Source organism: Halorhodospira halophila SL1 (assembly GCF_000015585.1).
Taxonomy (GTDB): domain Bacteria; phylum Pseudomonadota; class Gammaproteobacteria; order Nitrococcales; family Halorhodospiraceae; genus Halorhodospira; species Halorhodospira halophila.
Genome location: NC_008789.1, coordinates 201,039 through 216,598, shown reverse-complemented (window position 1 = coordinate 216,598; position 15,560 = coordinate 201,039). Strand labels below are relative to the sequence as shown.

Annotated in this window: 14 protein-coding genes; 8 read left to right on the top strand and 6 right to left on the bottom strand. The window is 68.5% G+C overall.

Going from position 1 to position 15,560, the window contains the following annotated elements:
- Positions 1 to 17: 17 nt before the first annotated feature.
- Both modA and HHAL_RS00955 read right to left on the bottom strand, forming a co-directional pair.
- The gene (modA, locus tag HHAL_RS00960) at positions 18 to 815 is read right to left on the bottom strand and encodes a molybdate ABC transporter substrate-binding protein (RefSeq protein ID WP_011813001.1); all 798 of its coding nucleotides are present in this window, start codon (positions 813 to 815) and stop codon (positions 18 to 20) included.
- Positions 816 to 927: 112 nt separating this feature from the next.
- Positions 928 to 1,827, bottom strand: a complete 900-nt coding sequence (locus HHAL_RS00955) for a TIGR01777 family oxidoreductase (RefSeq protein WP_011813000.1) — start codon at positions 1,825 to 1,827, stop codon at positions 928 to 930.
- 244 nt (positions 1,828 to 2,071) lie between these two features.
- On the opposite strand from HHAL_RS00955, the gene petA reads away from it, so the two are divergent.
- Complete coding sequence (gene petA / locus HHAL_RS00950) at positions 2,072 to 2,689, top strand: ubiquinol-cytochrome c reductase iron-sulfur subunit (RefSeq protein WP_011812999.1); 618 nt, start codon at positions 2,072 to 2,074, stop codon at positions 2,687 to 2,689.
- A gap of 111 nt (positions 2,690 to 2,800) precedes the next feature.
- Here petA and HHAL_RS00945 read toward each other — a convergent pair whose 3' ends face one another.
- Positions 2,801 to 4,924 carry a mechanosensitive ion channel domain-containing protein gene (locus HHAL_RS00945; RefSeq protein WP_011812998.1) on the bottom strand — a complete coding sequence of 708 codons (2,124 nt, stop codon included), beginning with the start codon at positions 4,922 to 4,924 and terminating at the stop codon, positions 2,801 to 2,803.
- A gap of 132 nt (positions 4,925 to 5,056) precedes the next feature.
- Between HHAL_RS00945 and HHAL_RS13380 the strand changes: the two genes are divergently transcribed.
- Complete coding sequence (locus HHAL_RS13380) at positions 5,057 to 5,209, top strand: hypothetical protein (RefSeq protein WP_187147868.1); 153 nt, start codon at positions 5,057 to 5,059, stop codon at positions 5,207 to 5,209.
- 14 nt (positions 5,210 to 5,223) lie between these two features.
- On the opposite strand, the gene HHAL_RS00940 is transcribed toward HHAL_RS13380, so the two are convergent.
- Positions 5,224 to 6,855: an AMP-binding protein gene (locus HHAL_RS00940; RefSeq protein WP_144446059.1), complete on the bottom strand. Its 1,632-nt coding sequence runs from the start codon at positions 6,853 to 6,855 to the stop codon at positions 5,224 to 5,226.
- A gap of 202 nt (positions 6,856 to 7,057) precedes the next feature.
- Between HHAL_RS00940 and ilvD the strand changes: the two genes are divergently transcribed.
- The 3 genes from ilvD to HHAL_RS00925 all read left to right on the top strand — a co-directional run bounded on the left by ilvD (position 7,058) and on the right by HHAL_RS00925 (position 10,182).
- Entirely contained in the window at positions 7,058 to 8,755 is a 1,698-nt protein-coding gene (gene ilvD / locus HHAL_RS00935) for a dihydroxy-acid dehydratase (protein ID WP_011812996.1), read from the top strand.
- A gap of 79 nt (positions 8,756 to 8,834) precedes the next feature.
- On the top strand, positions 8,835 to 9,272 hold the full coding sequence (locus HHAL_RS00930; protein ID WP_011812995.1) for a CBS domain-containing protein: 438 nt from the start codon (positions 8,835 to 8,837) through the stop codon (positions 9,270 to 9,272).
- 70 nt (positions 9,273 to 9,342) lie between these two features.
- A complete protein-coding gene (locus HHAL_RS00925; RefSeq protein ID WP_011812994.1) occupies positions 9,343 to 10,182 on the top strand; it encodes a hypothetical protein in 840 nt (279 codons plus the stop codon).
- A 9-nt stretch (positions 10,183 to 10,191) separates the two neighbouring features.
- On the opposite strand, the gene HHAL_RS00920 is transcribed toward HHAL_RS00925, so the two are convergent.
- The gene (locus tag HHAL_RS00920) at positions 10,192 to 10,590 is read right to left on the bottom strand and encodes a hypothetical protein (RefSeq protein ID WP_011812993.1); all 399 of its coding nucleotides are present in this window, start codon (positions 10,588 to 10,590) and stop codon (positions 10,192 to 10,194) included.
- 167 nt (positions 10,591 to 10,757) lie between these two features.
- Between HHAL_RS00920 and HHAL_RS00915 the strand changes: the two genes are divergently transcribed.
- The 3 genes from HHAL_RS00915 to HHAL_RS00905 all read left to right on the top strand — a co-directional run bounded on the left by HHAL_RS00915 (position 10,758) and on the right by HHAL_RS00905 (position 14,742).
- A complete protein-coding gene (locus HHAL_RS00915; protein ID WP_011812992.1) occupies positions 10,758 to 11,450 on the top strand; it encodes a zinc metallopeptidase in 693 nt (230 codons plus the stop codon).
- A gap of 129 nt (positions 11,451 to 11,579) precedes the next feature.
- Positions 11,580 to 12,233: a copper chaperone PCu(A)C gene (locus tag HHAL_RS12410; RefSeq protein ID WP_011812991.1), complete on the top strand. Its 654-nt coding sequence runs from the start codon at positions 11,580 to 11,582 to the stop codon at positions 12,231 to 12,233.
- Positions 12,234 to 12,270: 37 nt separating this feature from the next.
- A complete protein-coding gene (locus HHAL_RS00905; protein WP_011812990.1) occupies positions 12,271 to 14,742 on the top strand; it encodes an EAL domain-containing protein in 2,472 nt (823 codons plus the stop codon).
- Here the strand turns inward: HHAL_RS00905 and HHAL_RS00900 are convergent.
- On the bottom strand, positions 14,739 to 15,554 hold the full coding sequence (locus HHAL_RS00900; protein WP_011812989.1) for a TatD family hydrolase: 816 nt from the start codon (positions 15,552 to 15,554) through the stop codon (positions 14,739 to 14,741). The two genes, HHAL_RS00905 and HHAL_RS00900, sit on opposite strands and share 4 nt — an antisense overlap.
- Positions 15,555 to 15,560 lie beyond the last annotated feature (6 nt).

Genomic DNA, 15,560 nt, shown 5'->3' with positions numbered 1-15,560 from the left:
TGCGCAGTCCCGGTGGGCTACTCCGGCGGGTGGAAACCGTGTTCCCTGAGGGTCTCGCGGCCCGCGGTGCTACCCACGAACTCCATGAAGCGGGCTACAGCCTCATCCTCGGCGCCGCGTCGGGTGATGATGTAGCCGTGCTCGAGCGGATGGTGCAGTTCCGGGTCAATGGGGGTGTATTGGCCCTGTTCGGCGATGTTGGGGTGGATCGCCAAGGAGAGGGGAATCAGGGCAGCCTGCGCGGCGCCGCTTTGCGCCTGCTGCAGGGCGCGGGTGACCGTGTTGCCGGTGACCAAGCGGTCCGCCACGGCCTCGTAGACGCCTTCCGCCTGCAATGCTTCGACCGCCCGGGCCCCGTAGGGGGCGTGCTCCGGATGGGCGATGGCGATGCGGCGAAAGCTTGGATCTTTCAGGTCGGCCAGCTCGGTGGCGTCGCCCTGGTTGCGGGTCCACAGGACCAGCTGACCGCTGGCGTAGTGGCGGACCGCGGAACCGGCGTGGCCGGAGTCGACGAGTGCCTCGGGGCGTGCCATGTCGGCAGCGAAGAAGGCGGAGAAGGGGGCGCCATTGGCGATCTGGGTGCGTAGCGAACCCGAGGATCCGTAGGAAACCGCCAGGCGGTGTTCCGGGTACTGTTCCTGAAACTGCGCAACCAGGTCATTCATGGCGTGACGCAGACCCGAGGCGACGGCGATGCGCGTGGCGTCGGCGATGGCCGAACCGGCAAAGAGCCATGCTACGGCAAATCCAAGGAGCGCCAGAGCCGAGGGGCGCTTTCGAGGGTTCGCGCCGTGTCGGTGCACCGGGAGTGGCATGTACACCTCGTGAATCGGTCGTGGAGTGTCTTTTGCTCAGGGGAAGCAAGGAATGGGCCACCCACCGGCGCCGCTGCCTCAGCGGGGGCGCCGGCGGGAGGCAGCGCGGCCTTTAGCGTTTGCGGAGGATCTCGCTCAGGGCCTCGTCGAGGGTGGGGTATTCGAAGGTGAAGCCGGCCTCCTGGAGGCGCTGCGGGCGCATGCGGGCGCCGGTAAGCAGGATCCGGGACATCTCGCCAAAGGCCAGGCGCAGGGCCGGGGCCGGGGCGGGCAGGAAGGCCGGGCGATGCAGGTGCCGGGCCAGGGTCCGGGTGAACTCGGCGTTGGTCACTGGCTCCGGCGCACCGGCGTTGAAGGGGCCAGCGAGTGCCTCCTGATCGAGCAGGAAGAGGATGATGCGCACCAGGTCGGTGCGATGGATCCACGGCATATACTGCTTGCCGCTGCCCAGCGGCCCGCCCAGGCCGAGGCGGAAGGGCGTCAGCAGCTTGGCCAGGGTGCCGCCGTCGCGGTCGAGGACCAGCCCGATGCGCATCAGCGCCACGCGGACGCCGTGGGACTCGGCCTGGCGCGCCGTCTCCTCCCAGCGGGCGCAGAGCTCGTGGACGAATTCCGGGTTGGGCGGGGTCTCTTCGGTGACCTCGCGGTCGCCCTGGTCGCCGTAGTACCCCATGGCCGAGGCCGAGACCATGACCTTGGGCGGGGTTTCGAGCTGTCCACACAGGTCGACCAGGGCCTGGGTGATGGTCAACCGAGAGTCGAGCAGGCGTTGCTTTTTGGCCTCGGTCCAGCGGCCCTCGGCGATCGACTCGCCGGCCAGGTTAATGATCGCCTCGGGCTGACTGTCGACGAAGTCGGCTACACTCGGGCGGACGTTGGTGCGCGGTGGCAGGGCGCCGCGGGCGCGTTCGGGGTTGCGTGAGACGACCAGCAGCTCATGGCCGCGCTCGTGGAGGCGGGCACACAGGGGCTTGCCGACAAAGCCGCTGCCACCGGTGATGAGAATTCGCATGACGCCCTCCCGTATTGAGTCTCCTGCGTATAGTATTGTCCAGCCTACCGCGACGGTGGAGGCAGGCAAGCCTGTCGGGGTGGCCGGGGAAGCGGTGTGTACGGCCCATCTAGCTTGGCCGATGCGGTAACATGCCGCAGGCCGGGGCACGGCCGCGCCTTGCATTCCACGCCGCAACCTTTACGTTATGCCGTAACCGGCGATACCGTTGCATGAATGGATTAAGTAGCAACAGGGGGTCTACATGACGAACGAGGCACCGGATGATCTGGATCGTGGGCGACGGCGGTTCCTGACCGGCGCGGCGAGCGTGGTCGGTGGCGTCGGCGCGGTGTTTGCCGCGGTCCCGTTCATCGGCTTTCTCCGCCCCAGCGTCGAGGCGCAGGCGGAGGGTGCGCCCATCGAGGTCGACGTGAGCAAGCTCGAGCCGGGGCAGCGCCTTGAGTTCGAGTGGAAGGGCAGCCCGATCTGGGTGGTCAGCCGCACCGAAGAGCACCTGGAGACGCTGGACAAGATGGTGGACCGCCTGCGCGATCCGGACTCCGAGCGGGATCAGCAGCCGGAGTATGCCCGGAACAAGCACCGGTCCGTGGACCCCGAGGTCTTCGTGGTGGTGCCGATCTGCACCCACCTGGGATGCATCCCCACGTACTACCCTGAGATCGAACCGATGGACTTCGACGCCGACTGGCTCGGCGGGTTCTTCTGCCCCTGTCACGGGGCTCGCTACGATATGGCCGGTCGGGTCTATCGGGCGCAGCCTGCGCCGACCAACCTCGAGGTACCGCCGCATCGGCAGGACGGCGACAAGCTGGTGATCGGGGAACACCCTGAGGATGCCGATATGTCGGATCCGGTCTAGCGCGCGGGCGCCGCGCGCTGCCGGATTACGGCAGCAGTCCACAAAAAAGGCCCGCCCCTGCAGAGGGGCGGGCCTTTTTTGTGGTGCGCCGCACCGCTGCGGCGCGTCGGTCTAGTCCTCCGTAGGATCGTGGTGGACCCGGTCGCTGGCGGTCGGTGCCGCCGGAGTGATACTGGCCGGGCTCGGCGAGGCGGAGGCCACCTGCGCTAGGCGCATTGGCGGAGCGTTCCCCTGGTGATCCTCCCCGAAGTAGATTGTCCGGTGTGGGAAGGGGATCTCGATACCCGCGGCATCCAGGCGCTTCTTGACCAGCCCGTTGTAGGCCCGGCCGACGGCCCACTGCATGCCCGGTGCCGTCTTGATGCGCACCCGGATGTTCACCGAGTTGTCCCCCAGGGAGACCACCCCGTCCACGGCGAAGTCGTCGTAAAGGGCGTTGCGGATATCCGCGTTCGGATGCTGCTGGAGGTCCTCGTAGGCCGCCTCGAGCTCGGGAATCACTTGGTCGACATCCTCCCGGTAGGCCACGCCGTAGCTGCCGACGTGGTAGGCGAAGTGCCGGGTGAAGTTCGAGACGCTGTCCACCGACGAGAACGGGATGAAGTGGTAGGTCCCGAACAGGTCGCGGATGTTCACCGAGCGGATGGTCAGCTTCTCGACGGTGCCGGTGACGCCGCCGGCGGTGATGATATCGCCGACATCGATGGCGTTCTCGAGCTGGATGAAGACCCCGGTGATGATGTCCTGAACCAGTTTCTGGGCGCCGAAGCCGATGGCCAGGCCGAGGACACCGGCACCGGCGATCAGCGGGCCGATGTTGATGCCGATCTCGGCGAGGACAATCATCGTGGTCATGGTGATCAGGATGATCGCGATGGCGTTGCGGAACAGGGTGAGCAGGGTCTGTTCCCGCGCCGACGGCGTACCATGGCCCACGTCCGGGTTCAGGCGGTGCTCGATGAAGCTCGCTGCCAGGAGCCACACCGCCGTGGCGGCGAGCAGCACCAGGGAGACCGAGAAGATGACCCCGAGGGTCTGCAGCCCCCCCTCGGAAGTCAGCCATCCGGAGAAGTCGAACAGCTGCCAGGCATCGAGTACGGTGGCGATGACCACCACGATGATGGCGGTTCGCACGATCTTCAGGACGAACGGCAGGTAGCTGTTCAGCCGTTGCTCCAGGAGCGGGAAGTGGCGTCGGTTGCGCTCACTGAGCCGGATGCGCCGGGCCGTTGCCTGAGTCAGGACGATGGCCAGGAAGACGCCGATGCCGATGGCCAGCGCGGTCTGTAGGGTCGCCTGCCCCATGAAGGCCAGTGCGGCGTCCGGTTGGGTGATCGTCACCACGGCCAGGGCACCGAAATAGAGGATGACCACCCAGTGCCAGACCCAGGCCAGGGACGAGAGCATGGTGCGGGTGAACAGTACCTTGGACTGCGCGGCACTGGCCTGGAGACGCTCCCGCACGTCGTGGCGGTTGCGCAGGGCCAGGACCACTGCGTAGCCGAAGGCGAGCACCATGACGATGAGCACCGCCAGCTGCCCGACGCCTTCAGCCACGGCCATGGTGGCAAAGGGGCCGATAAACAGCAGGCCGTAGCCGATCAGCCCGGCCATCCGGGCCAGCCGTTTGCCCCAGTAGTTGGCATGCTCATCGTCGGTGGCAATCAGGCGCAGGTGGGGGTTGCGGCGCGCGAACAGGATGCGCAGCAGAGCCTTGACGCCCTCGACCATCAGAAAGGCGTTGAGGAACAGAGACTCCCGCGCCTCGATGCCGCCCACATCGCCAACGAAGGACAGGGCGATGGCGTAGCCGGCAATCCAGGCCAGGAAGATGGTCGCCAGGTCGGCCAGCGCGGCGCCGAGCACACCGACGGTGCGACGGACCGTGCGCAGGCGGGCGTCCCCTCGCTGCGCCCAGCTTTCGGCGCGGTTGAACACGGGGCGCGCCAGCGGCCGCAGCAGCAGGAGCAGACCGATGGTGACGGCGATGATCAGGCCCAGGTCGGCCAGCTCCTGGGCGAGTGTCCACAGCTGCGGGCCGAGGGCCTCGCCCTCGAAGCCCTTGAACAGGTCGCCGATCGCGCGCAGCTCCTCTCCAAGGGTCTGGGCGGCGCCCTGGGTCAGTTCGGCCACGCTGCGCGCCGGGTTCTCTTCCGGTTCTTCAGCCAGGGCCAGCGCGGGCACAAGGGCGGTGAGGGCGGCGGTGAGCCAGGTGAGCGGGTGTCGGGTGAACACTCGGGATCTCCTTCTCCGGATCGTTGCCGGTTAGCGTAACGGTAGTGGCGGACTGCTGACCACGTGTGCTGCTTCAGTGTCGATCGGCGATGGATTACACTCAGATTCAGGCTCAATAGGGAGGAAGTCACCGTGAACTGGCTCAGAGTGGTGCCCTGGGCGCTACGGGCAGCGCGCGTGGCGCGCAGCGCGGAGCAGGTCCGTCGCGAGCGCGGTGGCCGACGGGTCACTGGTTATGATACCGGGAAGGCGGCCGGGCGGGCCCTGCGGCGGGTGCTGAAGTAGCCGGAGCGCTCGGTTCACGTGCTCAGCTGACGGCGTAGGATCTTCCCGCTGGGGGTCTTGGGTAGCTCGTCCACGAAGTGGATCTCGCGCGGCGCCACCGCCGCGCCGAGGCGCTGTCGTGCATGGGTGATGAGATCCCGGCGCAGCTGTTCCGGGGCCTCGGGAGGGCGGCGGGTGACGACCCAGGCCGCGACCAGGGCGCCGGCCACCGGGTCGGGGATGCCGCTCACCCCGCATTCGGCCACCTCCGGGTGGTGGTTCAGGACCGCCTCGACCTCCGCTGGCCCCACCATATGCCCGGCGGTCTTGATGACATCGTCGGCTCGGCCGATAAAGCGCAGCTCGCCTTGTTCGTCCCACTGGGCTAGGTCGCCGGAGCGGTACCAGTTGTCGACGAAGGCGGCCCGGTAGCGCTCCGGCGCGCCCAGGTAGGCGCGGAACATGGACGGCCAGCCGCGGCGGATCAGGATCTCGCCGGTGGTCCCCGGTTGGGTCACGGGGGTGACGGTGTCGCCATCGGCCTCGGCCAGAATCAGCTCGACGCCCGGCACAGGGCGGCCCATGCGACCGGCGCGGACCGGCGCATCACCGTACTGGGCGGTCATGATGGCGCCGGTTTCCGACTGCCACCAGGCGTCCCGGGTGGGGCGGCCCAGATGGTTCTCGGTCCATTCCGTGAGGGCCGGGTCCAGGGGTTCGCCGGTGCTGAAGATCCGTTCGAGTCGGGACAGGTCGAAGCCCTCCAGTGCCTCGGGGCCGGCTCGGCGCAGCATGCGCAGGGCCGTGGGTGCCGTGAACCAGCACCGAACCCCCTCCGTGGCGAGGATGCCGTACCAGCGCTGGGCGTCGAACTCGCCTTCATCGACCACCAGGGTGGCGCCGCAGAGCAACGGTGCGAGGATGCCGTAGGAGACCCCGGTGACCCACCCCGGGTCGGCGGTGCACCAGTAGCGCTCGCCCGGGGCCAGGCCTAGCACTTCGCGCCCGGTGGCCAAATGGGCCGCGGCGGCGCGGTGGACGTGGAGCACCCCCTTGGGCGGGCCGGACGTGCCACTGGTGAAGTGCAACAGGGCCGGGTATTCGGCGCCGGTCGCCATCGGCTGGGGGGCGGCGTCATTCGCGCAGAAGGCCTCCCACGACGCTGCGCCGGGGGCCTCGTCATCGACCAGGACGACGTGCTCCAGCGCCGGCAGCGCGCCGCGCACCGGGGCAATGCGCTCCTCGAAGAGCCGCCGGGTGGTGATCACCACCCGGGCTTCGCCCAGTTCCAGGCGACGGCGGATCGGGTCGGGGCCGTAGACCGAGAACAGGGGGGCGTAGACGGCACCGTGGCGCAGGGTGCCGAGGGCGGCCAGGTAGAGCTCCGGGCGACGTGGCCCGAGGGTGCAGACCCGCTCGGCCAGGCGCACGCCGCGTCGCTCCAGCGCCCGGGCGAAGCGTAGCGCGCCGTCGAGCAGATCCTGGTAGCTGTACACCTGGCGTTCGCCTTCGGCGCCGCGCCAGATCAGTGCCTCCTGCCCGCCGCGGCCGGCGGCGATGTTCCGCTCCAGGCACTGGTACGCCAGGTTGAAACCGCCGTCGTCCTGGGCGCCCAGCCACTGCCGCTCCACGGTCTCCCAAGAGAATGAGGCCTCGTCTGCGCCCATCGGCGGTCCGTTATCCCGGCTGCTGACCATCCCGCTATCCTGAGTCCGCCCTCTGTTGCGGCGCAAGGGGGCGGAGCGGCCATCGGCGATCCCGGTGTGCGGTTACCGGGGTGTAAACCGGCGGCTGGTACTCCCGCGACGGCACCGTTCTTAGGTACCCTATGCGGATCGCCTGCAATCGTTTATGACAGAGGAGCCATCCATGGCGGATAACCGTCGCAGCCGAGTGATCACCCAGGGCGTGGCCCGAACCCCCAACCGCGCGATGCTGCGCGCCGTCGGTTTCCGGGATGAGGATTTCGAGAAGCCGATCATCGGGGTCGGCAACGCGCACAGTACGATCACCCCCTGCAACGTCGGGATCGGCGCCATGGCGCGGCGCGCCGAGGAGGCGCTGCGCGAGGTGGGGGCGATGCCGATGAAGTTCGGCACCATCACCGTCTCCGACGGGATCACCATGGGCACCGAGGGCATGAAGTACTCCCTGGTCTCCCGCGAGGTGATCGCCGATTCGATCGAGACGGTGGGCGGTGGCCAGCGGATGGACGGCATGCTCGCCACTGGTGGCTGCGACAAGAACATGCCCGGGGCGATGATGGCCCTGGCCCGTCTGGATATCCCGGGTATCTTCGTCTATGGCGGCACCATCAAGCCGGGTCATTACAAGGGCGAGGATCTCACCGTGGTCAGCGCCTTCGAGGCGGTGGGGCAGTACAACGCCGGCAACCTCTCCGAGGCCGATCTCAAGGGGGTCGAGGAGAACGCCTGCCCCGGGGCGGGCGCCTGTGGCGGCATGTTCACGGCCAACACCATGTCCAGCGCCTTCGAGGCCATGGGCATGAGCCTGATGGGCTCGTCCACCGTCTCTGCCGAGGACGACGAGGCCCGGGATGTGGCCGCCGAGGCGTCCCGGGTCCTGATGGACGCTGTCCATCACGACCGGCGCCCGTCCTCGATCCTCACCCGCGAGGCCTTCGAGAACGCCTTTGCGGTGGTGATGGCCCTGGGCGGCTCCACTAACGCCGTGCTCCACCTGCTGGCCATCGCCAATACCGCCGAGGTGCCGTTCGACCTCGACGACGTCGAGCGCATCCGCCGCAAGGTGCCGGTACTCTGCGACCTCAAGCCGTCGGGCCGGTTCGTGACCAGTCAGTTCCACGAGGTCGGCGGCACGCCGCAGGTGATGCGCATCCTCCTGGAGCAGGGGCTGTTGCACGGCCACTGCCAGACCATCACCGGGCAGACCATCGAGGCCCTCATCGGCCACCTGCCGCCGGAGCCGCCGGCGGATCAGGAGATCATCATGCCCTTCGATCGGCCGCTCTATCCCGAGGGTCACCTGGCAATCCTGCGGGGCAACCTGGCTGAAGAGGGTGCCGTGGCCAAGGTCAGTGGCATCCAACAGCGCCGTATCAGCGGACCGGCCCGCGTGTTCGATTCCGAGGAGGAGTGCCTGGAGGCCATCCTGGCCGACGGGGTGCAGGCCGGTGACGTGGTGATCGTCCGCTACGAGGGGCCCAAGGGAGGGCCCGGCATGCGCGAGATGCTGGCGCCCACCTCGGCGATCATCGGCAAGGGGCTCGGCGATGCGGTGGGGCTGATCACTGACGGCCGTTTCTCCGGCGGGACCTACGGGATGGTGGTCGGGCACGTGGCGCCTGAGGCCTACGACGGCGGGACCATCGCGCTGATTGCCGAGGGCGATACGGTGACCATCGACGCCGACCAGAACCTGCTTCAGGTGGAGGTGGATGACGCGGAGCTCGAGCGTCGCCGCAGCCAGTGGCAGGTGCCCCGGCCTCGCTACCGTCGCGGGGTGTTGGGCAAGTATGCGCGCCTGGCGGCCTCGGCCAGTCGCGGTGCAGTGACCGACGCCGACCTCTTCCCCGAGCAGGAGTAGGCCCAGCAAGGATACGAGCCGCAGCGGTGCCGTCGATGAGACGGCACCCGCTACAGCCATGCTTATCAGGAGGGAAGCCATGAAGCTCCCTGAGATCATGACGGATAAACTGGTCACCGGGCATCCCGATGAAGGTGTGCGGGAGGCCTTTTTCAAGATGCGCTACAACCACATCCGGCATCTGCCGGTGGTGGATGAGGATATGGCGCTGCTGGGGATGGTCACCGATCGCGACCTGCGGCGTCCGGACTGGGTCGACGAGGCGCCGGACATCGCCCACGTCTACTACCTGGACGACAACATGGCCCTCAAGAACGTCATGACCCGCCACCCGGTCGTTGTCCACACCTACGACCCGGTCCAGCGGGCTGCCCAGCTGATGCGGGAGAACCGCTTCGGTGCGTTGCCGGTGCTCAACAAGGAGCAGCGGCTGGTGGGCATGGTCTCCGCCGTGGATATGCTCCAGATCCTTGAGGAGCTGCTCGATAAGTTCGGGTCGCCGGAGGGGATTGGCTGAGCCTGCGCGGCGGTCGACGGCGATGGGGTTGGGGCGCCCGGCGCTCGGACAGTGACGGGGAGGATTGCACGTGTCTGCGCTTGGGCCGCGTCCCACCGAGCCTGAGGCCTGGCAGGGATGGCTCCGGGAGGCCGCCGGTCTGCTGGTGCGCCGGCCGGCGGCGTTCCTTGGCTACACCGCCGGCGTCGCCGCGGCGCTGCTCCTCGCACACTCAGTGGCCTGGGCGCCCCTGCGGGGATTGCTGACCTTATTGGTGGTGGTCCTGGCCCTGGTGCTGTTCGTTCGCCTGGCGCTGGTGGCGGACTACAACCGCGATGCGCGGCCATTCTACGTCCTGCCGGGCAATCTGGACGGCGCCGTGGCGCTGACCGCCGGCGCCGGGCTCTTTGCCGCCTACGGGGCCCTCGGGCCGTTGCTGTTCTGGCCCCTGGCCGACTCGCTGGAGACGGTGCTTACCGGGGTCGGGCTTTACGAGGAGCGATTGGCCTCGGGCGCACCCGCGCCACCGCCCCAAGAGGCCTTCGCCATCGGTCCGGTATTTGTCGCCGGCGGTGTCTGGGCGCTGGCAGCGGTTGGTGCGCTCGCCGGGTTGCTCGCCTTCGGGCAGTGGTTCCTGCTGCCCATGGTGGCCCTGCACGGCGCGCATCCCGGGATGGCCATGTGGATGAGCGTTCATGCCTACGCCGTCAATCCGGTGTCGATGACCGGTCTGCTCGGCCTGCTCCTTGCTGCCGTCGGTGTGGTGGTGCTCACCGTCGGCTGGCTGGGTGTCCTGCTGCTTCCGGTGTTCGGGGCCGTGCTCTACACGTCGTACCGTGATGTCTTCCTGGCCCGCGCGGAGAATCATCCGCCGGGTGTGCCGGTGCTGACCGAGGCCGAGTTGCTCGATCAGCCCGACGACAGTGTCTGACGGAGCCGCTTACGCGGCGCCGTTCGCACCGGCGTCTGCCGGTGACGCTTCGCCAAGCGCCGTATACCGGGCATCCCCCTGGAGTTGGGCGCGGTGTAGGCAGCCGATCATGTCACCGATCGCTGCCGCCGCGTCTGCCCAGACCGCATCCCCGTCCGACTGAGCCATCTCCAGGTAGCGATCCCGCTCGGCGAGCAGTACCGCCTCGAGCTGATCGGCCGGGAATGGACGGACGTGTTCCGGGTCGACCGAGTCCGGCCGTCCGGGTAGTAGGGCGTAGAACCAGCCGGTCTGTTCGCCGTGGTCACGATGGGGAGGGACCAGGCCGTGGGCGATGAATCCGCCCGCGACGGTGGTGGCCTGGCCGTTGCGTTCCGCGTATTGCGGGCTGACCAGTGCGGTAAACATGGTCGTTGGACTCCCGGGCGCTATCAGGCCCTGTATGGCTAACCAAAAGACAACTTATGCTGTCCTGCAGCAAATGTTACTACCTGCCGTAGCAAATGTGAACCGCTCATCATGTTTGTCAGCTTCAGGGGCATGCGCCGGGCCCGCGGTATCGGCACAATGGGACGATGATCTGGATCCTCTTGCTGGTGCTGCTGCTCGGCGCGGTGTATGGACCCGGCCTGTGGGTGCAGCGCGTGATGCGCCGTTACGCCGAGCCGGGCAATCGGTATCCGGTCACTGGGGGTCAGCTTGCTCGTGAGCTGCTCGACGGCTGTGGGCTGAACCGCATCCGGGTCGAACGGACCGAGCGGGGCGATCACTACGATCCGCAGGCGGGCGCGGTGCGGCTGTCGGCCGAGCATTACGACCGCCGCTCGCTGGCGGCGCTCACCGTTGCCGCACACGAGGTGGGGCACGCCCTTCAGCATACGGCGGGTTACGGGCCTTTCGTCTGGCGCCAGCGGCTGGTCCGCGCCGTGGGGCGGGCCCAGCAGCTGGGTGCCGTCCTGCTGTTGGCGGCCCCGGTGGTCGCCGGTGTGCTGCGGGTGCCCGGGGTGGCTGCGCTGTTCCTGCTCGGCGGTGTCCTCAGTCTCGGTTCCGGCGTCGTCGTGCACCTGGTGACGCTGCCCACCGAACTGGACGCGAGCTTCCGCCGGGCGCTGCCGTTGTTGCGGCGCAGCGGCTACCTCTACCCGGATGTGGATCCTCCCCACGCTCGACGGATCCTCAGCGCCGCAGCGTTGACTTATGTCGCGCAGTCGTTGGCCTCACTGCTCAATTTCTGGACGTGGTTGCGGGTGCTGCGGCCCGGACCCTGATCCGAGCGCGGCGGGGTGCAAGCCAGTCGGCTCGAGTTCACGGCCGGCCCCGGGCGGGTTCAAGGGTGCGGTTTGCGGGCCGATACCCTGAATAGTGCGCGCAGCGGTGGAGCAGCGGGTGGAAAGGGTATGAGGCAACGATACGGCATCTGGGCAGCCGCGATCCTGGTGTTGGTCGGCTCGCTGGGCAAGGGGTTGGCGCAGGCGGAAAACGGGCCGCGGGACGGCGTCCGGCTGCCGGTGCTGGGCCCTGATCGCGAGACCATCGATCTGCTGCGGACTCGCCCCGAGGAGGTCGAGCGCCGGATGCGCGAGCGTGAGTCGCCGGATCCGGGGCTGACCGCATTGTCGCCGCTCCCGGTGCCGGATGAGCTGTCCGCCGAGGAGCCCGCTCCGGAAGCCGCCGCCGAGGTGGTGGATGTGGACCGCATCCGGGTCTCGGCGAGTGCCCCGGGGGAGGGCGTGGTCCAGGGCGAGGTGGCATTAACGAATACCGCGGACCAGTCCCACCGTTTGGTGCGGGTGTTCACCGAGGCGGCCGAGGAGGCTTTGCTCCATACTGTGGAGCGACGCGGGGGAGTCGCGCAGGTCCAGCGCCTGGGCGGGCTGCTCCTGCCCCCGGAGGAGCAGGTCGAATTGCGCCCGGGTGGGCCGAGGCTCCTGCTGGTCGATCTGCGTCGGCCGCTCAGCCAGGGGGAGGCGATCACGCTGGAGCTGTACTTCGACGACGGCAGCCGCAAGCGCGTCGAGGCCCCGGTACAGCAGCCGGTGCCGGGCCGGTAAGCGGCTCATGGCTTCGGCCTTTGCGAGGGGGGTGTCGATGGACCGGACGCGGCGATTCCACCCGCGCTGGCTGCCCCTGGCGGTGTCGATCGCCTATGCCGTCCTCGGCCTGTTCTGGATCCTGGCCACGGATGGGTTGCTGATTGCCTGGTTGCCCGCGGAGTGGCTGCCGGTGGGGCAGGTGGTCAAGGGGGTGGCCTTCATCCTGGTCACAGCCGGGCTGCTCTACCTGCTATTGAGACGGCTGGCCCGGGCGGCCCGGGAGCGCGAGGATCTGCACGGGCAGTTCAGGAGCTTCGAGACGCTGGCCGAGCATATCCCGGACGTGCTGGTGCGCCTCGATAACCAACTGCGTTATCTCTACGTCAACCCCGCTTTCGAGGCGCTTACCGGGGTCGACCGGCGGGAAGCCCTCGGGCGTTGCCAGGAGGAGGTCGGCTATCCGCCGCCGTCGCCACAGTGGCAGGCGTTGCTCGAGCGGGTCCGAGATTGCGGGCAACCCGAGACGCTCAGTTTCGAGTTCACCGATGTGCGCGGGCAAACCTGCTCGCTCCAGGCGCGCCTGGTCCCGGAGTTCGACGCGGGCGGGCAGGTCGTGTCGATGCTGGCCTTGGTGCGCGACCTAACCGAGCTCAACCGAGCGCACCAGCGCGTCTCGCAGCTGGTGCGGCTCTACGCGGCGCTGAGTGCCACTAGTCAGTTGATCGTGCGCCTGCCGGAGCGCTCGGCTCTGTTCCAAGAGGTGTGTCGCATCGTGGTCCGCCACACGGATCTGCGCCTGGCGTGGATCGGTCTGGTCGACGCCGAGACCCGCCAAGTCGTGCCACAGGCCTGGGAGGGCGACCAGGCCGGGGTGGCGTATTTGGAAACGATCCGGGTCAGCGCCGATCCCGCCAGTGCCGAGGGGCGGGGGCCGGTAGGACGCGCCATCAACGAGGATCGGCCCGTGGTCTTCGAGGATTTCCTGGGGGCGCGGGAAGCCGCGCCGTGGCGGGCGGCTGCGACGCAGGCGGGGTTCGGTGCCGTGGCCGCCTTTCCGCTGCGTCACGGCGGCGAGCCGGTTGGCGCCCTGGCCGTTTACGCCCCGGAGGCGGGTTTCTTCAGCGAGGAGATCCGGTCGTTGCTGGTCGAGCTGGCCGAAGACGTGGGCTTTGCCCTGGACCACTCCGCGCAGCTGCAGTATCTGGCCGAACACGATCTGACCACCGGGCTGCCCAACCGTTCCTGGCTGCTGGGGCGCGTCGCCCAAGGCATTCGGCGTGCCAGCGACAGTGAGCGTTTCGCCGTAGCCTTCGTCGACCTGGACCGTTTCAAGGTCGTCAACGACAGCCTCGGCCACGATGCCGGTGATCAGCTGCTGCGCCAGGTGGCCGAGCGGCTGGGCGAAATGGTGCGGTCGGGGGATGAAGTGGGGCGGCACGGCGGCGACGAGTTCTTGATGCTGCTCCACGACTTGGAGTCGACGGAGCAGGTGGCGCAGCTTGTACAGCGGGTTCTCAACCGCTTCCGCAAGCCACTGCGGATCGACGGCCGCGAGGTTGCGGTGACACCGAGCGTGGGGTTGAGCGTCTACCCCGGCGATGCGGCGGACGCCGACGGCATGGTCCGCGCGGCCGACACCGCCATGCACCGCGCCAAGGATGAGGGCGGCAACCGCTACCGGTTCTTTACCGAAGAGATGAATCGTGAGGTCCGCCAGCGCGTCGAGCTGGAGGCGATGCTGCGCAACGCGGAGCAACGTAACGAGCTCGAGTTGTGGTATCAGCCTCAGGTTGCCCTGAGCACCGGGCAGGTGGTCGGCGTTGAAGCGCTGCTGCGCTGGCACCACCCGGATCGGGGCTGGATCTCGCCCGGTGAGTTCATCCCCGTCGCCGAGGAGAGCGGGTTGATTGGAGCCATCGGTGAGTGGGTGATCGGGCGCGCTTGCGATCAGGCTGCGGAGTGGCGGGGCCGCGGGGTTCTGCAGGTGCCGGTGGCGATCAATCTCTCGGCGGCGCAGCTGCGCGGGACGGGTCTCCCGGCGGTCATCCAGCGGGCGCTGGGGCGTCGCTCGCTGCCTGCCGAGGCGCTGCAGCTGGAGATGACCGAAAGCCTCTTCTTCGAGGACGACGTGAACGTGCGCACGGCCATCGCCGAACTCCAGTCCCGGGGACTGCAGCTGGCCGTGGACGACTTCGGCACCGGCTATTCCAATCTGGGTTACCTGAAGCGGTTGCCCTTGGCCAAGATCAAGATCGACCAGTCCTTCATCCACGGCGTGCCGGAGGAGCCCGAAGACTGTGTCATCACCCGCGCCATCATCCATATGGCCCAGGGTCTGGGGCTGCGGGCGATTGCCGAGGGGGTGGAGCGGCCCGAGCAACTGGAGCTGCTGCGCCAGCTCGGGTGCGACGAGGTGCAGGGGTATCTGTTCAGCCCGCCGGCGCCGGCCGCCGCCCTGGAGGCCCGCTTGGCCGAGGGCGGAGACTGGGGCGGCATGCCGGCCGCCGGTCGCGGCGCGGCCGGTTAGCGGGAGGGCGCCTCGACGCGGAAGAAGCGGCGCGCCACCCGGCTGGAGGTCTCGGCGAGTTCCGTGACATCGCGGCCGGTATAGTGGGCCACCGCCCGCCCGATGTGGGGCATCAGGCACGGCTCGTTGCGTCGATTCTTGACCGGCAGCCCGACCTGTTCGGGGTTGACGTCGCGGGGGAGCAGGTAGGGGCAGTCGGTCTCCACCATCAGCCGTTCCGGCGGGATCACCCGCACAGCGTCCCGCACGGCCTGGCCACGCCGGTCGTCGCAGATCCAGCCGGTCACCCCGATGTGCAGGCCCAGATCCAGGTACGCCTGAGCGATCTCGGGACCCTCGGTGAAACAGTGCGCAACCCCGTCCACGAGGTGGTCGCGGTAGGCGCGGAGGATCTCGCTGAACCGCTGGTGGGCATCGCGCTGGTGCAGGAAGACCGGCAGCTTGAGCTCCGCGGCCAGTTCCAGGTGGCGTTCGAAGACGCGTTGCTGGACCTCCGGCGGGGAGTGGTTACGGTAGAAATCGAGTCCGGTCTCGCCGATGGCGACCACCTCCGGCCGCGAGGCCAGATCGCGCAGGACCGACTCCGAGTCGCTGGAGAAGGTCTTCGCCATATGCGGATGGAAGCCGGCCGTGGCGAAGAGTCGGCCGGGGTGCTGCGCGGCGAGGGCCTGCGCCTTGACCGATTCGCTCTCATCGGTCCCGGTGACGAAGAGCTGGCTGACCCCCGCGGCCTCGGCACGCTCGAGGACCTGGTGGAGATCCTTGCGAAAGGTGTGGTGGGTCAGGTTGGCGCCGATATCGATCCATTCCATAGCCGC

What these genes read in the sequence shown, in the direction of transcription:
- modA (WP_011813001.1), bottom strand. Translation starts at nt 815, where the DNA reads ATGCCACTCCCGGTGCACCGACACGGCGCGAACCCTCGAAAGCGCCCC.
- HHAL_RS00955 (WP_011813000.1), bottom strand. Translation starts at nt 1,827, where the DNA reads ATGCGAATTCTCATCACCGGTGGCAGCGGCTTTGTCGGCAAGCCCCTG.
- petA (WP_011812999.1), top strand. Translation starts at nt 2,072, where the DNA reads ATGACGAACGAGGCACCGGATGATCTGGATCGTGGGCGACGGCGGTTC.
- HHAL_RS00940 (WP_144446059.1), bottom strand. Translation starts at nt 6,855, where the DNA reads ATGGGCGCAGACGAGGCCTCATTCTCTTGGGAGACCGTGGAGCGGCAG.
- ilvD (WP_011812996.1), top strand. Translation starts at nt 7,058, where the DNA reads ATGGCGGATAACCGTCGCAGCCGAGTGATCACCCAGGGCGTGGCCCGA.
- HHAL_RS00930 (WP_011812995.1), top strand. Translation starts at nt 8,835, where the DNA reads ATGAAGCTCCCTGAGATCATGACGGATAAACTGGTCACCGGGCATCCC.
- HHAL_RS00920 (WP_011812993.1), bottom strand. Translation starts at nt 10,590, where the DNA reads ATGTTTACCGCACTGGTCAGCCCGCAATACGCGGAACGCAACGGCCAG.
- HHAL_RS00915 (WP_011812992.1), top strand. Translation starts at nt 10,758, where the DNA reads ATGATCTGGATCCTCTTGCTGGTGCTGCTGCTCGGCGCGGTGTATGGA.
- HHAL_RS12410 (WP_011812991.1), top strand. Translation starts at nt 11,580, where the DNA reads ATGAGGCAACGATACGGCATCTGGGCAGCCGCGATCCTGGTGTTGGTC.
- HHAL_RS00905 (WP_011812990.1), top strand. Translation starts at nt 12,271, where the DNA reads ATGGACCGGACGCGGCGATTCCACCCGCGCTGGCTGCCCCTGGCGGTG.
- HHAL_RS00900 (WP_011812989.1), bottom strand. Translation starts at nt 15,554, where the DNA reads ATGGAATGGATCGATATCGGCGCCAACCTGACCCACCACACCTTTCGC.